Below are 20,353 nucleotides of genomic sequence, written 5' to 3'. Positions count from 1 at the left end.
CCCTCCGCAACCCATTCGACGAACTTCCATGAACTCACGGAATTCCCTCAACACCGTCCGAACCCTCGCCGGGTTTGCGGCGTGTCTCGTGGCCGCTTCGACCGCATCCGCGATCGTCGGCGAACCTGAGACCGTTGTCTACGGGCGGATCCTGAACCGGATCAATCCGAATACCGAACAGTTGGTCACCGAAGGTGAATTGCTGTGGACGATCCAGCGCCCTGACGGGTCCTCGATTCCTCTCTTGGGTGAGGTCGCCGAGATCGGCGGAGGTCTCTACTCCTACACGCTCCGCGTTCCACACCAGGCGGTGATGCTCGGTGAGTGGCAGGCCGAGCAAACCGTGCCGCTGGGCACTTCATCCAACACCGGCTACCACACCGGCATCACGCTCGACGGAAATCCGGCGGGAATCCTTCCGCCCGCGACTTCGGGATTCGAACTCGACCAGCTGCTGCGCGCATCGGCGATCCGGATTGACCTCGAGATCAATTCCGAGGGTCTCGACAGCGATGGCGACGGCCTGCCCGACTGGTGGGAGGATGAGCACGGCTTCGACAAGCAGGACCCATCGGACGCCTTGGCCGACTCGAATGCCAACGGACTCAACAACCTGGCGGAGTATCTTGCCGGCACCGATCCGAATCAGGATCCGACCGAGCCGCTGCTGCTCACCAGCGAGGTGATTGCCTACGCGGACTCCGGTTCCCTCATTCCACTTGAGGTGGCGGACAGCGACAGTGCGCCCGGGCAGCTGACCTTCACGCTCTACTCTCTGCCGGACGGCGGCGACCTGATGCTGCGCAATGCCGATGTCTTTCCGTCGACCCCGGATCAGCCTCTTGAAGCGGGTGATACGTTCACGCTTGCCGATGTGCGGAGTGGCCGCGTGCGATTCGACCACACTCCCGGGGAAACCACCGGCAGCTTCGAGGTCGGCGTGCGGGATGAGGATCCCACGCACGAAGAGTCGAGGGGCGAAGTGAGCGTGCGGCTCTTTGATTCGTCACCCGGAGACCTCGCAATGACCTCGTCGGAGAAGGTTCGCTTCGAGGCCCACGGGCTTGCCCGAGACCTTGGCCACCTGATCACGGATTTCGGCGCAACCTCCGGCCCTCACCAGATTTCCGCGCCGGCCGCCGGGCTATCGGATGCCGACTACGCGACTCACGTTTCGAACTACGGCCCGGAACGCCCGCACATCTTCCTCGGTGGTCCGTCGGCAGATTCGTTCTCGGGCGGTCCTGCCAACGACTTCTTCCTCGGCGGCCAAGGCGCCGACTCGATGAACGGCGGACCGGGTGCCGATTCCTTTCTCTTCATCGCCCTGTCGCCGGATCCCGACGAGATCTCCGACTTCGATCCCGCCGAGGGCGACCTGATCGACGTCGCCGCCGTGCTCGATGGCGCCTCCAACCTCCTGACGGACTACCTTCGGATCCGCCGGGACGGAGCCGACGCACTGCTTGAGGTCAGCGCGGCCGGGACCGGCACCGGTTTCACCGACCTCGTGGTCCGTCTGCAGGCTTCGTCACTGCAACCTACCGATCTCGCCGGTCTCTACTACTCCGGCAATCTTGAGACCGGTGGCATCGGCCTGCCACCGCGGCTCAGCGTGGTCGCCGGTGACGCGGCCAGCGAGAACGGCCCGACCGACGGGTCTTTTGTCATCACCAGGGAAGGGGACCTCGATAGCGACCTGACCGCGATCCTCCAACTCACCGGCAATGCGACCAACGGGACGGACTACCAGTTCGTGCCCGGAACCTTGGTGCTGCCCGCCGGTGCAGCTTCGGTGGAGTTGGTCATCCGCCCATACGTCGACTCCAGCGTCGAGTTCAACGAAGTCGTGCATCTCTCGATTTTGTCATCGACGGATTACCTGCTCGATACGGCATCGTCCGCGCAGATCACGATCGAGGATCTCAAACCACAACTCAGCCTCGAAGTGCTTGAGCCGCTTGCGAGCGTCGAGGACGGCACCCCCGGTGCCATCCTGATGCGCCGGGCCGGGCTGACCTCCCCCGAGGTGTTCGTCCAGTTCACGCTCACGGGCTCTGCGGTCAATGGAGTCGATTACAACTACGTCACCCCCTACGTCACGCTCTCTCCGGGGCAGACGACCAAGTTCATCCAGTTCACTCCGAAGCCAACCGTCGATTTCGGCGCTGCCGAAGGCAAAACGATCCGGATGTCGCTCAAGCCGGATGTCGCCTACGCGATGCCGGTGCCGATGGCGAGTGTCAGGATCGTTCCGCGTCGCCTGACCTACGCCGCATGGCTTGCCGAGAACGGCCTGACCGATGGTCCGGTGGAGGGGATGCCGTTGGTATCGCGCTATGCCTTCGCTCTCGACCCGCTTCTTGCCAATGACCCCGCGGCGCTCGCCCGGATGCCGAAGCCCGAGCTCAGCGATGACCACCTGACCATCAGCTTCCGCCGCAAGCCCGGCATCAGCGACTATCGCTACGAGGTCGAGTACACCAATGACTTCGTGACGTGGAACACCGGCCCCGACTTCGTCGAGGACATCACCGCACAAGCCGCGCCCGATGACGCGGGTGCTGCGGTCTACCGAGCCAAGCGGCCGATTTCCGACGCCGAGCGCGCCATGATGCGTGTCCGCCTTGTTCCCGGTTCTCCGACCAACTGATTCCTTTTCATGATTCGCCATTCCCATCGCCTGTTCCTGATCGCCGCCGCGACCGCACTGGTGACCCAGTGTGAGAAGCCGTCGACGAATACGGGGGCGCCCGCTCCCGAGGGGGTTCTGGCGACGGTGGCGGGTGAACCGATCACCGAGGCGGATTTGCTGGCCGAGGCCGAATGGCGGCATGCGAACCGCGAGCGCGTGCCCTCTGCCACCGAGTTGCTCGACGAGATGATCCACCGCCGCGCGATGCTGGCCAAGGCGCGCAGCGAGGGTCTCGATGAGGATCCGGCGACGCGGCGCAGGATGGAGAGCATCTTGATCGCCCGCCTTCGGGAACGCGACCTCGAGAAGGCGGTGGCGAATGCCGAGATCACCGAGGAGGAACTCCGCCAAGCGTACGAAGCGAAGTCCGGCGAGCTCACCCGCAAGGGTCAGGACCGGTTCGCGATCCTTTTCCTCGAAGCCTCCGACAAGAGTTCGGACGAGCGCCGCGCCGAAGTGCGGGCGAGGATCGATGAAGGCATCGCGAAGAGCGACGCCGACCCGGCGCCCGGTGGTCGCGGCCCGGCCGCGATGGGATTCGGTGCGGTGGCGGTCGACTACTCCGACGATCAGACCACGCGCTACCGGGGAGGTGATCTCGGATGGATCCCGGAGGGTCAGGAGTCGGCCCGGGTCCCTGCCGAAGTGCTGGAGACCGGGCGAAAACTTTCCAAGGGCGAGCGCAGTGAGGTGATCGAGACCCCGCTCGGCTTCTACGTTATCATGAAGACTGACGCCCGGCCCGGGGGCATGCCTGCCTTCGATCAGGTGTCGCCCCGGCTGCACCAGGAACTGCTGGTCGAGAAGCGTCGCGGCATCGAGCGGGCTTTTGTCGAGTCCGCCGTGTCCGAAGCTGATGTGACGATCGACGAAGCGGCCCTGAAGGAAGTCCAGCTGCCTTCCCGTCCAACCCCTCAGAAGCCGGCCTCGACCGGCCCCGACACTTTGCCCCAACCCTCCGCCTCCCGCTGAGCCCAATTCTTTTCTTCCCGACGCATGGAACCGAAATCCCGCACCCTGCTGACGCTCGCCTGTCTCACTCTGGTCGGACTGATGGGACGAGCCGAAGCCGCGAACCCGACGCTGACCACGATCTCCGACTTGCCGGGGGCGGTCGAGGACACGCCATTCGTAATCTCCCACGCCCTTTTGCTGGCCGCTTCGGATGCAGACGATGCCGATACCGGGTCCGCCACGCTGCAATTCCGTTTCAAGTCCGACCAAGCGGGGACGCTTCGCGACGGCTCCAACGCGGTTGTTGGCAACAACGACACACTTGGCCCCGGAGAGTCGTGGACGTGGACTCCCGATACCAACGACAACGGAACCATCGCAGCTTTCAAGGTGCGGGCCTATGACGGCTCGGGGCAGTCGAATGCGGATGTCCAGGTCAGTATCATCGTCGCTGCGGTGAACGATCCGCCGGTATTCAATTCCATCTCCGTTCTGAACGGAGCGAACGAGGACAACCCGACGACCATCTCCCACGCCGATCTGGTCGCCGCCACCAGCATCACCGATCCGGACGACACGACCTTTGATTTCGTCTTCAAGGGGATCTCAAGCGGCATCCTGACGCTTCCCGGCGGGGCTCCGGTGATTCTCAATCAGACGCTGTCTTCGGGCCAGAGCTGGGTTTGGACTCCGGCCACCAATGCCAATGGCGAACTCTCTGCTTTCAGCATCCGGATCAGCGACGGCGACGACGAATCCACCGGGCAAAAAGTTGTCGAGGTCCAAGTCGATCCGGTGAACGATCCGCCGGACTTCGATTTCGCCGCCCCGGTCCTGCCTGCGGTCGATGAAGACGCGCCTGCGCAGACGGTCAATGACTGGGCGATCAATATCACAACGGGTGCCGCCAACGAATCCGACGACCTCACCTTCGTCCGGACCTCGGCAGCTTCGAGTCTGTTCAGCGTGCAACCCGCGATTGACGAGAACGGCGTTCTGACCTTCACCCCGGCTCCCAACGAAAACGGGAATGCCATTGTTACCTTCAAGCTTACGGACGACGGAGGCACTGCCAACGGTGGCGACGACGAATCAGCCGAGAAGAGTTTCACGATCGTCGTCAACGCAATCCCGGACAAGCCGGTGATCGGCGGCACCATCGGTGTCGGGGGCACCGACGGCGGATCGTCCGCGGACCCGCTCTCCGACGCATCGACCGGTGATGGCCTTCCCGGGGAAGACTTCCTTGTCTTCAATACCCTGACCGTCACGGATGTCGACGACAACAAGCCGACCGCCGAGTCGCTCGATCTCACGGTCACGATCTCGAAAGATTCGGATCAATACGGGATCTTCAGCATCGCGGGTTGGACGGAGACCGAAGACGCGAACAACTACTACTTCACCCTCAACAACCAGACCGTGGCCAACGCGCAGACGGCGCTCCGTACCGCGGTCTTCCAGCCCGCACCGAACGCGCAGCCGGTCGATATCTACAGCTTCTCGGTTGAGGTCGACATCGTTGACGACTACGCGCTCTCCGCGACACCGCTCAGCGGTTCCCTCTACGTCGAATCGGTGAACGACCCGGTCGAGATCACCGCAACGGTGAGCCCGGACACCATCACCGATGCCGGGCTCTGGAGGCCGTTCCGGCTGAATGTCTTCGATCCGGACCCGGGTGAGACCTTCGAGCTGACGATGTCGGAAACGAGCCCGACTTCGAGAGGCACCCTGACTTTGCCTTCCGACCCGATCACCGGTGACGCCGCGGCCTTGGTGGCCGGCATCCAGGATGTCGCCTTCGCGCCCGTTCAGCAGAGCATGCTGGTTACGGCGACATTCGATGTCGAGATCACGGAGGTCCATCCGGACGCCAGCAAGGAGAGTCCGGAGACCGAGTCGGTGACGCTCAACATCACCTTCGACAACGATGCCCCGCAGCTCTCTGGTGTGAACACCGAGCTGATCCGGGTGACCGACGATCCGCAGAACGATCCGGTTTCCCCGTTCGCCACGGTGACCATTTCCGATGCCGACCCCGGTCAGGAGATCACCGTCAACATCGAACTGGACGATGCGGCTAAAGGCAGCCTCAGCGGACCCTTCGATGTGGGCAATCCGGGCCGCATCACCGGCACCGCGGCAGAAGTTACCGATAAGCTCCGTCAGGTCACTTTCGAGCCGACTTCCGGGCGCTCCCGCGACGGCGGTAGCGAAACGGTCATCCTCACATTGATCGTGTCCGATGGCGGCAGCACGCTGACCAACGACCAGACCCGGGTCGAGGTGACTTCGGTCAACGGGGTGCCGCTCGTCCAGTGGGACGTGCTCGCCGAAGGCAACGCCGCCGGGTCGTTCCCGCTCCAGTCCTCACCGGCACTGATTGCTCCTTTCCCCTACATTGATCCTGATCTGGTCGCGAATCCGGAAGGCCTCGAAGTCACCGCGTCGCTGCCGTTCGAAAAAGTCGACATCAGCGACGACGGCGAACTGGTCGTCACCGTCGCCATCGACGATCCCGCCAAGGGAACCTTCCTCGCGAGCAGCCTCGGTGGTTTCGCCGAGACCGCAGCTGGCTCGGGCATTTTCACGATGACCGGCACGCCCGCGACGATCGAAGCCGATCTCGAGGACATCATCTATGTGCCGAGTGACAGCTACCTCTTCCCTCCGGGTGAGCCGGGCAGGACGAACTTCTCGATCAGCGCCGCCGATGCCGTGCTGAACGTCACGTCCCGGATCCTGCCGATCGTTCTGATCAGCGACAGCCGGAACTTCCTCGTAACCACCGTGCTGGATGACCCCACGGTGCCCGGCACGCTTCGCCACGCTCTGGTCCACGCGAAGAACAACGACGTCATCACCTTCGCCCTGGCAACCTACCCGGCTGTGATCCGGCTCAGTTCGCTCTACGGGGACTCGGGCACCATGGTGCTCGATCGCCACCTGACGTTCCGGGGTCCGGGCGCGGACAAGCTCACGATTACCGGCGACACCAACGCCAACGGCAATACCGACTCGGGAGATGTCCAGCTCATGCAGGTGCTCGCGACCGTGCGCATCAAGGGTGTGAAGTTGGCCCGGGGCTTCGGCCTGACCGGCGGTGCGGCCGCCGTGGGCCGTATCGATTCCGATACCCGACCGGGTGAACTGATCCTTGAGGACTGCGTGATTTCGAACTGCCTCGCCAGCCAATGGGGTGGTGCGATCGACGTCTACGAGGGATCGTTGACGGCGCGCCGCTGCGTTTTCGAAGGGAACCGGCTCAATGTTTCCTCCGGCCTCGGTGGTGGAGCGGTTTCTCTCTACACCGACGAGATCTGCACCTTCGAGAACTGCACATTCACCGGCAACAACCAGGGATCGCCGACCGGCTACGGCGGCGGTGCGATCTACGTTGAGAACTTCACCGCATCCCAGCTCTTCCAGACCTGGATCACCCACTGCACCTTCGCCGCCAACCTTGATGCGGCGGACAAGGGCAGCTCGATCCACAGCAACGTGGCCAACACCCGCGTGCTGCTGACCAACACCATCTTCAACGACGGTTCGGCCAGAAACCTGCAGGTGGCGGGCAGCGGCGAGATCGTTTCGGTGGGTGGCAACCTTTCCGATGACAACACCGCCACGACATTGATCCAAGGTGGCACACCGCAGCAGGTCTACCTGCTCAGCCAGCCGACCGACCAACGCGCCGTCAATCCGTTGCTCGGACCGCTGGAGCCGATCGAAGGCCCGTCCATGGGCTACCGGCTGCTGACCGGAAGTCCGGCGATCGGCATGGCTCTTCCGGATGTCCTCATGCTCGACCAACGCGGAGTGTTCCGCAGCGGAGGTTCGGATTCCGGCGCGGTCGATGCGAGCGCCCTCGGACGGATGCTGATTCACGAAATCTTCGTCTCGGAGGATGATCGGGAACTGGAATTCATCGAGTTCTTCAACCCGCGCGACCAAGGTCCGGTCGATCTCGCCGGCTATCAGGTCCGGGTCAACGGCATCGTGCGCCACACGTTCTCCTCGCTTGTGGTCCAACCGGGATTCGGTGTGGTGCTTGCCGGTGAGACCGGCGAGGTCAGTCCGGACGACGTGCCTGCCATCACGGTGGCCGGTTCCAACACACCGCTGGTCCTCGCGCCGGCCATTGATGACGACGGGGACCCGGGTGATGGTGGACCGGATGACGAGGATGGAATCGTCGACGGGAACGTGACGGTCGGCGGAGTTGTCGTCGGAGACATCGACGCCGATGGAGACGACGATGATGACGGTGGTCTCGGACTTCCGGAGCGCGGCACCATCGAACTCCTCGCTCCCACCTCGAGCGGCTTGAGAGTCGTCGAGTCGGTTTCGTATGTGGCGATCTTCGCCAACTCGGCCGATCTGACCACCAATCTCGACTACTCCACGGACTCGATCACTCTCGCGCCGCAAGGTCAGGGAGCGGCCTTCGTGCCCAACAGCGTGATCCTCGCGGGCCAAGGCAACGGGGTTGACCTCGGATTCACCGGGAGTCCGATTTCACCCGGCGCCGACGCGACCGGCACTCCTTTCGGCGAACCGAATGCCCGTCCGTTCGCGGTGGCCGACCGTTTTGAAATCAACGAGGACGACCTCGCGATCCTCGACGTGGTCGGCAATGACGTCGATGCCGACGGCACCGACATTCTGTTCGTGGTCGATCTGGACACCGCGCTGACTCCCGCGCCGCTGCTGGGAGATGCCCCCTCCTTGATCACGCTCCTGGGTGCCCCGGTCGATGTCGATCCTGTGGCCACGCCACTGCGCGGGGAGCGCCTCATCTACAACCCGCGGACCACCTTCAATTCCCTGCCCGCGGGCGCCCGGGTGACCGACACCTTCGCCTATTCGATCATCGATGTCGGTGGCGGACCGGTATCGGACTACGATGAGGACGGCGGAACCGGCAATACCTTGGTGATCGCTCCTTCCCACCGGCTTCTCGACGGAGACGACATTGAGATTTCGGGCTGTGATGTTCCCGAGTACAACGGCCCCCACACGATCACCTACGTCGATGAGGATTCGTTCATCATTCCGGAGCCCTTCAATTCGACGGCATCGATTTCTCCGACCGGCTACGGTCAATGGTTGGCCGATGATCCGCGCACGCCGACCGATCGCTCGCAGAACCTGGTCGAGGTGATCATCCTCGGTCGGAATGATCCGCCGGAACCGGTCGCCGACAGCGGGATCGTTACCGACGAGGACTCCGTGCTCCGGATCTTCGGTGACCGGCAGGCTGGGGATGCGGTGCCGTCACTCGATACCGATGTTCTCTATCCGATGCCTCGGAGCGTTGAGCCAGTTGGTATCCTCCGGAACGACGATGACCCGGACAGCAACGACAAGCCCTTCACCCAACTGAGTATCGTCGGCGTCTGCCAGGTCACGGAGATCTCCGCCTTTTCCGGAGTGGATGGCGAAAGTCCGGTCACCGTTTCCTCCACCGGCCACGGCCTCGCGGACGGCGACATCATTCTTATCTCCGGCTACAACGGCCACCCGTCGTACAATACCTACCATGAAGTCACGGTGGTCGACGGTGACTCCTTCACCATCCCGATCACTTTCGTCGAAGAGGATCCGCCGCTTCTGGAAGATCCGATGGCGCTCTGGACCCAGCTGGATGACACCAACCGCTTCCAAACCGAGAGCCTGAAGGGGGCGACGGTGCTGCTGGAGATCCGGGCGGACCGCACTTTGACGAACATCGTCTACAACGCCCGGTCCTCCACCGAACTCAACACCCTTGCCGATGGCGAGAGCACCGTGGACACCTTCTACTACGCGGTCGAAGACACCTCGGGCGCCGTATCGGTGGCCAAGATCTCGGTGTCGGTCGACGGCGTGAACGACGCGCCGGTTCCGACCGACGATCCCCCGGGCCTTGTGGTGCTCGATCCGTTCGTCCCGGGCGGCTCCAGCTTGCCCGAGACCGCAGGAAACTCGACCGTGCTCTACACGTTGCCGGTTCCCGGATCTCCCGGCATGGTGAATGTCACCGTTCAGCCTCCGGGTGTGGATGCCAGCCAGTTCGTGGTGATTCCGGGTGTCGATTGGACCACCGAGGATCTCGCCCTTCCGCTTCCCAGCTCACGATTCCTGGATAATGACGGTGAGGTCGACGGAACCGATGTGTTGACCCTGACAATCGGCCCCGGCCAGGACACCAGTCTCCTCGACGCCGATATCAGCCTGAATGGCGATGCCTCGGTGCTGACCTATGACCCGACCGGCTCGGATCAGCTTCAGGCACTTGCCTTCAAGGAACGTGTGATCGACGTAGTGACCGTCGGAGTGTTCGACGGCATCGCTACGGTCCCGACTTCCTTCATCGTGGTGGTCGAGGGTCGCAACGACTCGCCGGTCGCCGCCGATGCCGGCTATACGGTCGACGAACGGACGCTTCTGACGGTCGGCCCTCCCGGCCTTATCGACAACGGCACCGAGATCGACCAGAACGTCACGCTCCCCGACAACCGCAAGTTCCTGCTGCCTCAGGAAGATCTCGGCACCACCGTGTTCGGCGCACGCGTCGATTATATCCTCGAACCGCGAGAAGGCCTGATCACCGGATTCGCCGCGGTCGGAATGGATCCCAATGTGACCTTGGTCGAATCGAACGACCATGGACTCCAGACCGGCGAGGAGGTCCAGCTGCCGTCCAGCGACGTGCTGACCGGCCAGTATTTGGTGACCCGCGTCGACGACCACACGTTCACGATTCCAGTGCCCTTCGATGCTGCCTTCGCCGCGCTCGGCGGCAGCTGGCGGGTCTTGGCCAGCACCTTCCTCTACGATCCCCGGGCCTCGGTCTTTGCCGGCCCGACCGGTGAGCCGAGCTTCACCCTGCAAGGCTTGGGTGAGGGCCAAAGCTACGTCGACACCTTCGAATACACGATCCTCGACGGCAGCCACCTCTTCGCCAATGACGACATCTACCGGATCGAGGTCGATACAACCGACATCCAGCTGAAGGTGCTCGACAACGATGCGAGCCTCGACGGCATCGCCACCAGCCGGACCATCGTCAGCGTCGGCCCGCCGAGTGCGGGTGGCACGGTGTCGATCGAACTCCCGGCACTTCCTGGTGAGGAAGCGTCGTTGATCTACACGCCTGAGACCGGCTTCGTCGGTGACGAGGTATTCACCTACACGATCGAGGATGACCTTGGGAACCGCGACACCGCCCTGGTGACCGCCCGGGTGACGATCGACCGGTTGAACGGCAACCTCCGCGCCAACCCCGATGCCTTCACCGTGGCAGCCGGCCAGACGCCACTCCTCTCCGTCCTCGCCAACGACAGCATCATCCCGGCGACTGGCGATCCGCTGACGCTCGACTCGATCTCGGTGCTGCCGGATGCAGGGGGCACGGCCGTGGTTGAAGGAGGACGAGTTCGTTACACGCCCGATCCCGGTGCGACCGTTTTCCCCTACACCGAGACCTTCTCCTACGTGATGTCCGGCGGTGGCACCGCGACGGCCGAAACGACCGTCAACGTGTTGGTCGTCGAGCAGATCCTGAATCTTCGGGACGACTCCTTCGGCGTGCCGGCAGGCAGCAGCGGGGTGACGCTCAACGTTCTGGAGAACGACAACGTGCTTCCCGGAAACGGCGAGGACCTCGAGATCGTTTCCACCACCGTTCCGACGGCGGGAACGGTGACCATCGTCAATGGCGACGCGCTCTCCTACTCGCCACCGGCCGGTTTCCTCGGAACGGCGACCTTCTCTTACACCGCCGAGGACGGATTCGGTGGTTCCGGAACCGCCATGGTTACCGTGAATGTCGGCTATCTGACGACCAATCCGGACATCTTCGCCATTCCCTTCGACGACTCGGGAACCGCTGCGGACGACGGCGACATCGACCTCGATGTGCTGGCCAATGACAGCGTCCTGCAGGGTGGCCTCGGCGGACTGACCATCACCGGGGTGACGCCCGTGAACTCGGTGGTTGCCGACGCTCTGGGAGAAATGAACCCGGCAGGCGACAACCTGAGCCTCGTCTTCACTCGGGAAGAGGATGCGGTGGGGCAAGCCGACTTCGAATACACCGTGTCCGATTCGAGTGGTCGCACCGCGACCGGCCTGGTGACGGTGGTCGTGATTTCCGGTGGCGTCCGGGCGAGCAGCGACTACTTCACGGTCCAGACCGACAGCACCGAGAACGAACTCACGATCCTGTCCAACGACCTGCGCCTTTCGATCCTGCCCGGCAGCCTTTCGATCGCCTCGATCGGCACCGGCCCGGATGCCCCGGACCAGGGAGGCACCGTGGAAATCAGCGCTGACTTCCAGCGGCTGGTCTACACGCCCGCACCGGGTTTCCAAGGGACAGAGTCGTTCACCTACACCACGACCGACGGCGACGACAGCGACACGGCCCGCGTCTCGGTGCGCGTGACTCCGGGTGCGATGGTGGCGGCGGATGACGACTTCCTTGTCTTCCGCGGGAGCACCGACAACCGGCTGGCGGTCCTGCTCAATGACAGGGTGATCCCTGACGGTGGCCAACTCCTGTTCATCACCGCGACCGGCCTTGACGCCGGGAACCTGTCGAATCCGCCAAACCGAGGCACGCTGAGCATCATCGAAGGCGGCGCCGCCCTGAGCTACACGCCATCCCCGGACAACACGGTGTTCCCTTACACGGAGACCTTCACCTACGAAATCTCGTCCGGTGGAACCGCACGCGCCGAGGGGCTGATCACCTTGGAAGTCGTAGATCGTGAGGGGGTCCGGGATCTGGAGACGAACAATGACATTTTCACGGTGCGGAGCGACACGCCCGGAACCGAACTTCCGGTTCTGGCCAACGACAGTGTCTTGCCGGCCAGCGCCGAGGACTGGGCGATCACCCAGGTCAGCCCGCCGACGGTGAACGTCTGCTCGAACTTCCTGTTCATGCCGTCCGACTTCCTGGACCCGGATGATTTCGCGGACACGCTTGCCGCTCAGGCAACCGACCTCACGGTCTTCCTCTGGGCCAACATTTCCCCGGCGTCGCAAGGTCTGCTCACGGATCCGGGAGCGAGCGATGCCGATCTCCAGGATGCGCTTGCCGTCGAATTCAACACGCTGATCCAAGGAGGAAGCTCGATCTATGATGCAACCCGCTTCGGCGGAGTCGCTCTCAGGACCGCGACGCAGGCGCTCATCGATCAGGGCGCAACCGGCGACTCGCTGGTTGTGCTCAACCGGATGCTGCTGGAAGACGCCTTCCCGGCTGAGATCCGCCGCGCCCCGGGAGGTGGTGCGGTTCAGATCGTCAGCAACACGCTGGTCTACACGCCGGTCCCCGGCTTCGTCGGAACGGTACGATTCTTCTACGACGTCTCGGACGGACTTGGTGGAACCGGTACCGCCGAGGTGATCGTCAAGGTGGGTGATGTGAGCGTCAGCGATGACTTCTACACCGTGCTCGCCGGTGAAGGACCGGTGAGTCTCGACGTCACCGCCAATGATGGCGTGCGCAGGACCTCTTTCCCGGCCGTCCCCGATCCGGCCCAGGCCGACTTCACCCTGACCGCGTTGCAACCGGTGACAGTCGATCCGCTTGCCGCCGGTACCGCGATGGTGGTCGACGGCGAGGTCGAGTTTGTGCCGGACGCCGGATTCACCGGGATCGCGATGCTTACCTACTGGGTCGAGGACGACGGAAGCTGCACCTACCCTGGCACCGCCTACGTCGATGTCCGATCCCCGCTCGAGGACGAAAGCACTGCGGAAGTCTCGGTGACCGTGACCGGGATCAATGACGAGCCGATGCTTCTCGATGCCGATCCGAGCGCGATCGACGACACCATGCAGAACAATCCGTTCGCGAGTGCGACCGTGATCGAGTGGGACGAGCAGCGTCAGCAGATCGTCACGCTGACGATCACCTATGATCCGATTCGCGGCACGCTCATTGGCGACTTCACCGAGGTCTCGCCAGGTGTGCTGCAGTTCATCGGCACGGCCGAGGAAATCACCGCGGCCCTCCGCGCTCTGGTCTTCACCCCGACGATCAACCGCATCCCGGTCGGAACCACCGAGGACACCTTGTTCTCGGTCAGCATGGATGACGGTTTCGTGGCAACCCCGGTGGTGGTGGACACCGCGGTGGTGACCGTCACTCCGGTCAATGATCCGCCGGTGCTCACCGGCACGGTCGCCAGCCAACCGCTCTACCAATACTCCTGGATGTATCCGTTCAGTGGCGTGGACATCAATGACGTCGACGATTTGGGGCTGCAGAACCAGACCGTGACGGTCCAGATCGATGACCCGATCAAGGGCCAGCTCACCGAGCTCGGAGGTTTCGTTGAAACCGTTCCCGGAACTTATGTGGTGTCGGGCACGCCGGCTGCCGTATCGACCGCGATCCGGGGTCTCCTGTTCACACCGACTCCGGCGGACCGGGTCACCCCGGGGGCTCCGGAGGTTGCCCAGTTTACGATCAGTGTGGACGACGGCTTCGCTCCTCCGGTCGTAGATGCCTCAACAAGCGTGGTCGTCCTTCACGGCCAGGTCGACAAGCTGCTCCCCCTAGACGGGACCGGAGCGGACCAGTCGGAGCAGAACTCGGACTACGGCAATACCGTTGCGATCAGTGGCGACACTCTGGCGGTTGGGTCACCGTTCCGGGATGGCGTCGCCAACAATGAGGGCCGCGTGTTCGTCTACGAAAGGAACTCGGGCACAGGATTGCCATGGGGTCAGGTGGCTGAATTGACCGCCTCCGATGCGGCCGGTGGTGACCAGTTCGGCGATGCGGTCGGCATCGATGGCGACTGGATGGTGGTGGGCGCTCCTGGTGAGGACACATCGGGCGGCAATACCGGCGCGGTTTATGTCTTCCAGCGGGATTCGGTGAACCCCAACGCATGGTCCGAAGTCGCCAAGCTGCTTCCTCCAACCGTCAATGGCAGTGGTGGGGATGGTTTCGGCTCCGCGGTGGCTATCGATGGTGACACGATCCTTGTCGGTTCGCCCTTCGCCAATCTGCCCGGTGCGCCACGGTCCGGTCGGGCATTCGTGTTCCGTCGGATTCTCGGCACATGGACCGCGGGCGAGACGCTGATCGCGGCGGACAACCGGGTGAACAACGCATTCCCGAATGACTCCGAGCGCTTTGGTGCTTCGGTCGATCTGGAAGGGGACACCGCGGTGGTCGGTTCGCCGCGGGCCAACCTGAGTGGAACCAGTACGGACTGGGATTACGGTGCGGTGTATGTCTTCACCCGCACGGCCTTCGCCGATGCCTTCACCGAACAGACGAGACTCGACGAGTTCAGCGATCCCGATGGTCAGAGTTACTCCGGGTTCGGCTACTCGGTGTCTCTCTCCGGTGACCGACTCGCGATCGGCATTTACTCGGGTGGTTCGCCAGTCGGCAACTTCAAGCCCGGCCGCGCGCGCATCCACGAGCGGAATCAGGATGGCCCGAACCAGTGGGGGCTTGTTCAGAAGTTCACGCCGTTCAACGGCGGTCCGTCGACCCACTTCGGTCACGCGGTCGCGGTGTCCGGTGACCTGCTGATGATCGGCTCGCCCGGAGCGGACCAAGGTTCTCTCGAGCCCCGCGGGGCGGTCGATGTCTACCGCTTCGGTGACGGGGGAGTTCCGACGTGGAGCCAGATCGATCGTTTCATGCCCGGGGCGGAGGGTGCCGATGACCGTTTCGGTCACTCGCTCGCCTTCGACGGATTCACCGGTGTTTCGGGAGCGATCTTCGATGGTGTCAACCCGTTGCTCGCTCCGACGGCAGGTTCCGCCTACGTCTACCAGTTCCAGTACGACCTCGGACCCCGTCTGGTCATGCCTCCGACGGATCTCATGGCGGAGCAGAACGAGTTGTTCGAATTCATCTTGCCGGCCGAGACGTTCCGCGACCCGATCTACATCGATGACCTCATCATTGGGGTGGAACTTTCCGACGGAAGCCCGCTGCCGGTCGACGGCTGGTTGTCGTTCGATCCTGTCACCGGGACGTTCTCCGGAACACCGACTGCCGCCGAGCGACGGGACTACGCGCTGGTGCTATACGCGGTGAACCCTCTGGGCACGCGCTTCACCTCGGGTGTGTTCAACATCACCGTGGCGGTGTCCGACGATCTCCAAGCGGCCTACGACATCTGGGTGGCCACCCAGTTCCCGCCGGGCGTGCTGAACGATCCCGGTCAGGAGGCGACCGTGTGGGGTATGAATGCGAATCCCGATGGCGACGGCCCGAACATTCTCGACATGCTCTTCGGTACGTCCGCGACAACATGGGATCCGCCTCAGATGACCTTCGTGAAAGTCGATCCCTCCGGTGGTGAGCTGACCTTCCCGCTCTCCGATGGCATGCCGCCAGGGACGTGGCGCGTTCAGTGGAGCCTCGATTTGGTCACTTGGTTCGATACCGACGTCAGTTACACCTTCGGGCCATCGGTGCTCGGAGTACGCGAAACGATCGCCTTGGTCGATCCGCCCGGGAACCCGATCCGCCTGTTCGTCAGGATCGTGACGGACTAGGCGACCGCATTTTCAAACCTCGCTCCGCCCGTCCGTGATGGGCGGAGCAATCAGTCGATCGGCACGGTCAGGCGCCGCCACCGGTGATGCGCGCAAACTTGGCGTCGACGAAGCGGAGGACCATTTCCTCCAGTTTCTCGTTGCCAAGGCGCTCGACGACCTCAACCGAGAAGCCGCGGGCGATCAACTGGCGGGCGCGAACGGCATCGATACCGCGTGCCTGGAGATAGAAGATCTCTTCGTCGCTGATCTGGGCGCTGGTACTTCCGTGGGAGCACTTCACATCGTCGGCGTTGATCTCGAGCCCGGGCATCGAATTGGCTTCGGCCTCGTCGCTCATGAAGAGATTGCGGCACGTCTGATAGGCATCGGTGCGGTGGGCGCCCTCGTCCACGAAGATCAGCCCCGAGAAGATCGTGCGCGACTTGTCGTAGAGCGAGTTCTTGTAGAGGAGGTCGCTGTAGGCACCGGCGGAAACGTGGTGCTGGAAGGTCCGCTGGTCGTATTCCTGGGTGCCGGACGGGATGCTCACGCTGAGCATGTCTGAGCGCGAGCCCTCACCTTCGAGGCGGGAGAGCGATTCGTTGCGCGCCCACTCGGCTCCCACGTTGAGTATGAATCCGGTGGTCGACGCGTCTTTCGCCACGCCCGTCTCGTTGATCGAGATCATCTTGCTGCGGTTGTTGACTGCCTGAATCGCAAGGTAGTCGATCTTCGATCCCACGCCGGAGCAAAGGTCGTTGAAGGCGATGACCAGGCCGCTGTCGGTCTCGTTCTCCGACTGGAAGTAGTCAACGACGCTGACTTTCGAGTTCGCGCCGGTGACAATCAGAGTGTGGGGGAAAACCGCGCTGCCTTCGCCGGACAGCCAGTGGAAGACCTCGATGGTTCCCTCGACTTCGACGCCGTCGGGAACATGGACAAACAGTCCGTTGCTGACCCGGGCTTCGTGGAGCGCGGCCCACTTCGCAGAGCCGAGCCGGGTGTCCTGGCGTATGAACGATTCGCGCACCTTCTCGCCCTCGACGATGAGCGCTTCCGCGAGGGGCAGGCAGATCACCTCCTCCGGGAGGCTCGACTCGATCTCGATCAGCGTCTCGTTGACGAGGATGAACTTCGCGACCGGTGCCTCGACTCCTTGGGAGCGCTCGATCAGCGAACCCGTGTCCTCCGGGACGTTTACCGACCCCTTGAAGCCGGAGAAGTCGAGTTGCTTGATGCTGGCGAAGCGCCAGTTCTCATCCTTGCGGCCGGGCGTCGGGGTATCGAGAAACCGCTGCCACGCGGCAGCCTGCCGTTCCTTGAACCAGTCGGGGAAGTCGGCGGGGGTTTCGGGGGCGGCATCGAGAATGCCGGAGGCGCTTTCGAGAAGTGCGGACATCTGGGTTGGATGGGAGAGCAGTGATGGAAACTCTTGATGGGTGGGTTGCCGGTCTGAAAACCGGCAGTCCATGTCAGCCGACCGAACCTTCCATTTCGAGGTCGATCAGGCGCTTCAGTTCGACCGAATACTCCATGGGGAACTCGCGGACGAGGTCGTTGATGAAGCCGTTGACCGCGAGAGACATCGCGTGTCCCTCGTCGATGCCGCGCTGCTGCATGTAGAACAGCATCTCCTCGGAGACCTGCGAGACGCTGGCCTCGTGCTGGGTCGCGTGCTGGTTGCCTTTCACCGTGATGGCCGGATAGGTGTCCGTCCGGCTCCGGGTGTTGATCAGGAGGGCATCGCACTCGGTGTTGTTCTTGCAGCCCTTGAGGTGCTTCGGGATGTGGACCTGGCCCCGGTAGGTCGAGCGTCCTTCACCGACCGAGATCGACTTGGAGACCACGTTCGACGTGGTGTTGTCGGCGGCGTGGATCATCTTGGCTCCGGTGTCCTGGTGCTGTCCACTGTTGGCGAGGGCGATCGAGATCACCTCGCCGCGGGCGCGCTCACCCTTCATCACCACGCCGGGATACTTCATGGTCAGGCGTGAACCGATGTTGCAGTCGATCCAGCGGATCTCCGCGTCTTCCATCGCGAGCCCGCGCTTGGTGACGAGGTTGTAAACGTTGCTGCTCCAGTTCTGCACCGTGACGTATTGGATCTTGGCACCTTTCAGGGCCACCAACTCAACGACTGCGGAGTGGAGCGTCGATGTCTCGAACTTCGGCGCGGTGCAGCCTTCCATGTACATCACCTCGGCGCCTTCGTCGGCGATGATCAGCGTGCGTTCAAACTGTCCGAAGCTCTCCGAGTTGATCCGGAAGTAGGCCTGAAGCGGCTGCTTCAGTTTCACTCCCTTGGGGATGTAGATGAAGGAGCCGCCGGAGAAGACGGCGCTGTTGAGGGCGGAGAACTTGTTGTCGCCGGTCGGGATCACCTTGCCGAACCACGGGCGGAACACCTCTTCGTATTCCTTCAGGCCTTCGGTCGAGTTGACGAAGATCACGCCCTGCTTGGTCAGCTCCTCCTTCATGTTGGAGTAGGCGGCCTCCGAGTCGTACTGGGCCTCAACACCGGCCAGGAACGCGCGCTCCTGTTCGGGAATGCCGAGACGGTCGAAGGTCTTGAGCACCTCTTCGGGCACCTCGTCCCACGAGCGCTTCGGCTTTTCGCCATCCGAGAGGTAGTAGCGGATCGCGTCGAAATCGATGTTGTTGAGATCCTCGGTCGCCCAGTTGGTGGGCATCGGTTTCTCAAGGAACGTCCGGAGCGCCTTGTGACGGAACTCGCGGACCCACTCGGGGTCCTTCTTGACGTCGCAAATGTAATCGACGGTCTTCTCCGTCAATCCACGGCCGGCATCGTACTTGTGCTTCTCAGGGAAAACGAAGTCGCCCTTCGAGCGGTCGATGTCGATCGCGGTGCGGGTGTCCTGGTCGAGGGTGGTGGAGGAATCGTAGCTCATGTGTTGGGTCGCGCGGTGGCGTGCGTTCGGGCTCAGGCGGTAACGGCTTCCTTGAGGAAGTCGTAGCCGTTCTCTTCGAGCTCCAGCGCGAGTTCGGGGCCGCCGGAGCGGACGATGCGGCCCTCGGCCATCACGTGGACATGGTCGGGCGCGATGTAGTTGAGCAGCCGCTGATAGTGGGTGATGAGGAGGAATCCGCGTTCCGGGGAGCGCATCGAGTTGACGCCCTTGGCGACGATCTTGAGCGCGTCGATATCGAGGCCGGAGTCGGTCTCGTCGAGGAGGCAGTACTTGGGATCGAGCATCATCATCTGCAGGATCTCGTTGCGCTTCTTCTCTCCGCCCGAGAAGCCTTCGTTCACGGAGCGGCCGGTGAACTTCCGATCCATCTCGAGCAGGTCCATCTTTTCATAGAGCGACTTGTAGTAGCCGACCGCGTCGAGCTCCTGGCCTTCCGGAAGGCGGGCCTGCAGGGCGGCGCGGATGAAGTTGGCGTTCGAAACCCCTGGCACTTCCGCAGGATACTGGAACGCGAGGAAGACGCCGGCGCGGGAGCGTTCGTCGATGCCCATCTCCAGCAGGTCCTCGCCGTCGAGAGTGACCGAACCCGAGGTTACCTCGTAGCCTTCATGGCCGGCGACCACCTTCGAGAGTGTGGACTTGCCGGAGCCGTTCGGGCCCATGATGGCGTGGACTTCGCCGGCGGGAATCTCGAGGGAAACTCCCTTGAGGATTTCGGTGCCGTCTTCGAGCTGGGCGTGGAGGTCGGTGATGACGAGGGACATGGTGGGAAAGTTCAAATTTCTAAGTTCCAATTTCCAAATCAGGAGGAGGGGAGTTCGCCGCGGAGGGTAATCTCGATGTCGGTGATCACCGTGCCGGGGGGCAGGTCGAGGACGTCGGCGAGGTTGACGCCGGGCTTGAAGGTGACGTCGTGGATCGAGCCGGTGGGCTTGTCGTGGAAGTGGCCGTGCTCGGCCAGATTCGGGCAGAAGCGCGACGCGTCGCGGTCGAAATTCACTTGTCGCACGATGCCGTGCTGGGTGAGCGCCTCGAGGCAGTTGTAGACGGTCGCCAGCGAGATATTCGGCAGCCGGTCCTTGATCCGGATGAAAACCTCGTTGGCAGTCGGATGGTCCCGCTGCTCCATGAGGAGCCGGTAAACCTCCCAGCGCTGCTTGGTCATACGCAGCCCGGCAATCTCGGAAGGCATGTCACCTTTCGGATCGGGCTTGCTTTCTGGAGTCGGAGAGACCATGCGGGACGGCGGACGCTAGGCGGG

At 63.1% G+C, this 20,353-nt stretch carries 7 protein-coding genes; 3 read left to right on the top strand and 4 right to left on the bottom strand.

What is annotated here, in order from left to right:
- Positions 1-28 precede the first annotated feature (28 nt).
- The 3 genes from HAHE_RS07570 to HAHE_RS07560 are packed head-to-tail and all read left to right on the top strand — an operon-like array spanning position 29 to position 16,180.
- Entirely contained in the window at positions 29-2,653 is a 2,625-nt protein-coding gene (locus HAHE_RS07570) for a cadherin-like domain-containing protein (RefSeq protein ID WP_338689873.1), read from the top strand.
- Positions 2,654-2,662: 9 nt separating this feature from the next.
- Entirely contained in the window at positions 2,663-3,667 is a 1,005-nt protein-coding gene (locus tag HAHE_RS07565; protein ID WP_338689871.1) for a peptidylprolyl isomerase, read from the top strand.
- Between the two features lie 24 nt (positions 3,668-3,691).
- Positions 3,692-16,180 (top strand): Ig-like domain-containing protein, encoded by a 12,489-nt coding sequence (locus HAHE_RS07560; RefSeq protein ID WP_338689869.1) that lies wholly within the window; start codon positions 3,692-3,694, stop codon positions 16,178-16,180.
- A 67-nt stretch (positions 16,181-16,247) separates the two neighbouring features.
- Here the strand turns inward: HAHE_RS07560 and HAHE_RS07555 are convergent, their stop codons facing one another.
- The 4 genes from HAHE_RS07555 to HAHE_RS07540 form a co-directional block, all read right to left on the bottom strand.
- The gene (locus tag HAHE_RS07555) at positions 16,248-17,561 is read right to left on the bottom strand and encodes a SufD family Fe-S cluster assembly protein (protein ID WP_338689867.1); all 1,314 of its coding nucleotides are present in this window, start codon (positions 17,559-17,561) and stop codon (positions 16,248-16,250) included.
- A 73-nt stretch (positions 17,562-17,634) separates the two neighbouring features.
- Entirely contained in the window at positions 17,635-19,071 is a 1,437-nt protein-coding gene (sufB, locus tag HAHE_RS07550; RefSeq protein WP_338689866.1) for a Fe-S cluster assembly protein SufB, read from the bottom strand.
- A gap of 32 nt (positions 19,072-19,103) precedes the next feature.
- Positions 19,104-19,856: a Fe-S cluster assembly ATPase SufC gene (gene sufC / locus HAHE_RS07545; protein WP_338689865.1), complete on the bottom strand. Its 753-nt coding sequence runs from the start codon at positions 19,854-19,856 to the stop codon at positions 19,104-19,106.
- Positions 19,857-19,894: 38 nt separating this feature from the next.
- Positions 19,895-20,284: a transcriptional repressor gene (locus tag HAHE_RS07540; protein WP_338689863.1), complete on the bottom strand. Its 390-nt coding sequence runs from the start codon at positions 20,282-20,284 to the stop codon at positions 19,895-19,897.
- Positions 20,285-20,353: the final 69 nt, after the last annotated feature.

The organism is Haloferula helveola (assembly GCF_037076345.1).
GTDB classification, from domain to species: Bacteria; Verrucomicrobiota; Verrucomicrobiia; order Verrucomicrobiales; family Akkermansiaceae; genus Haloferula; species Haloferula helveola.
This window is presented reverse-complemented; position numbering and strand designations above follow the sequence as displayed.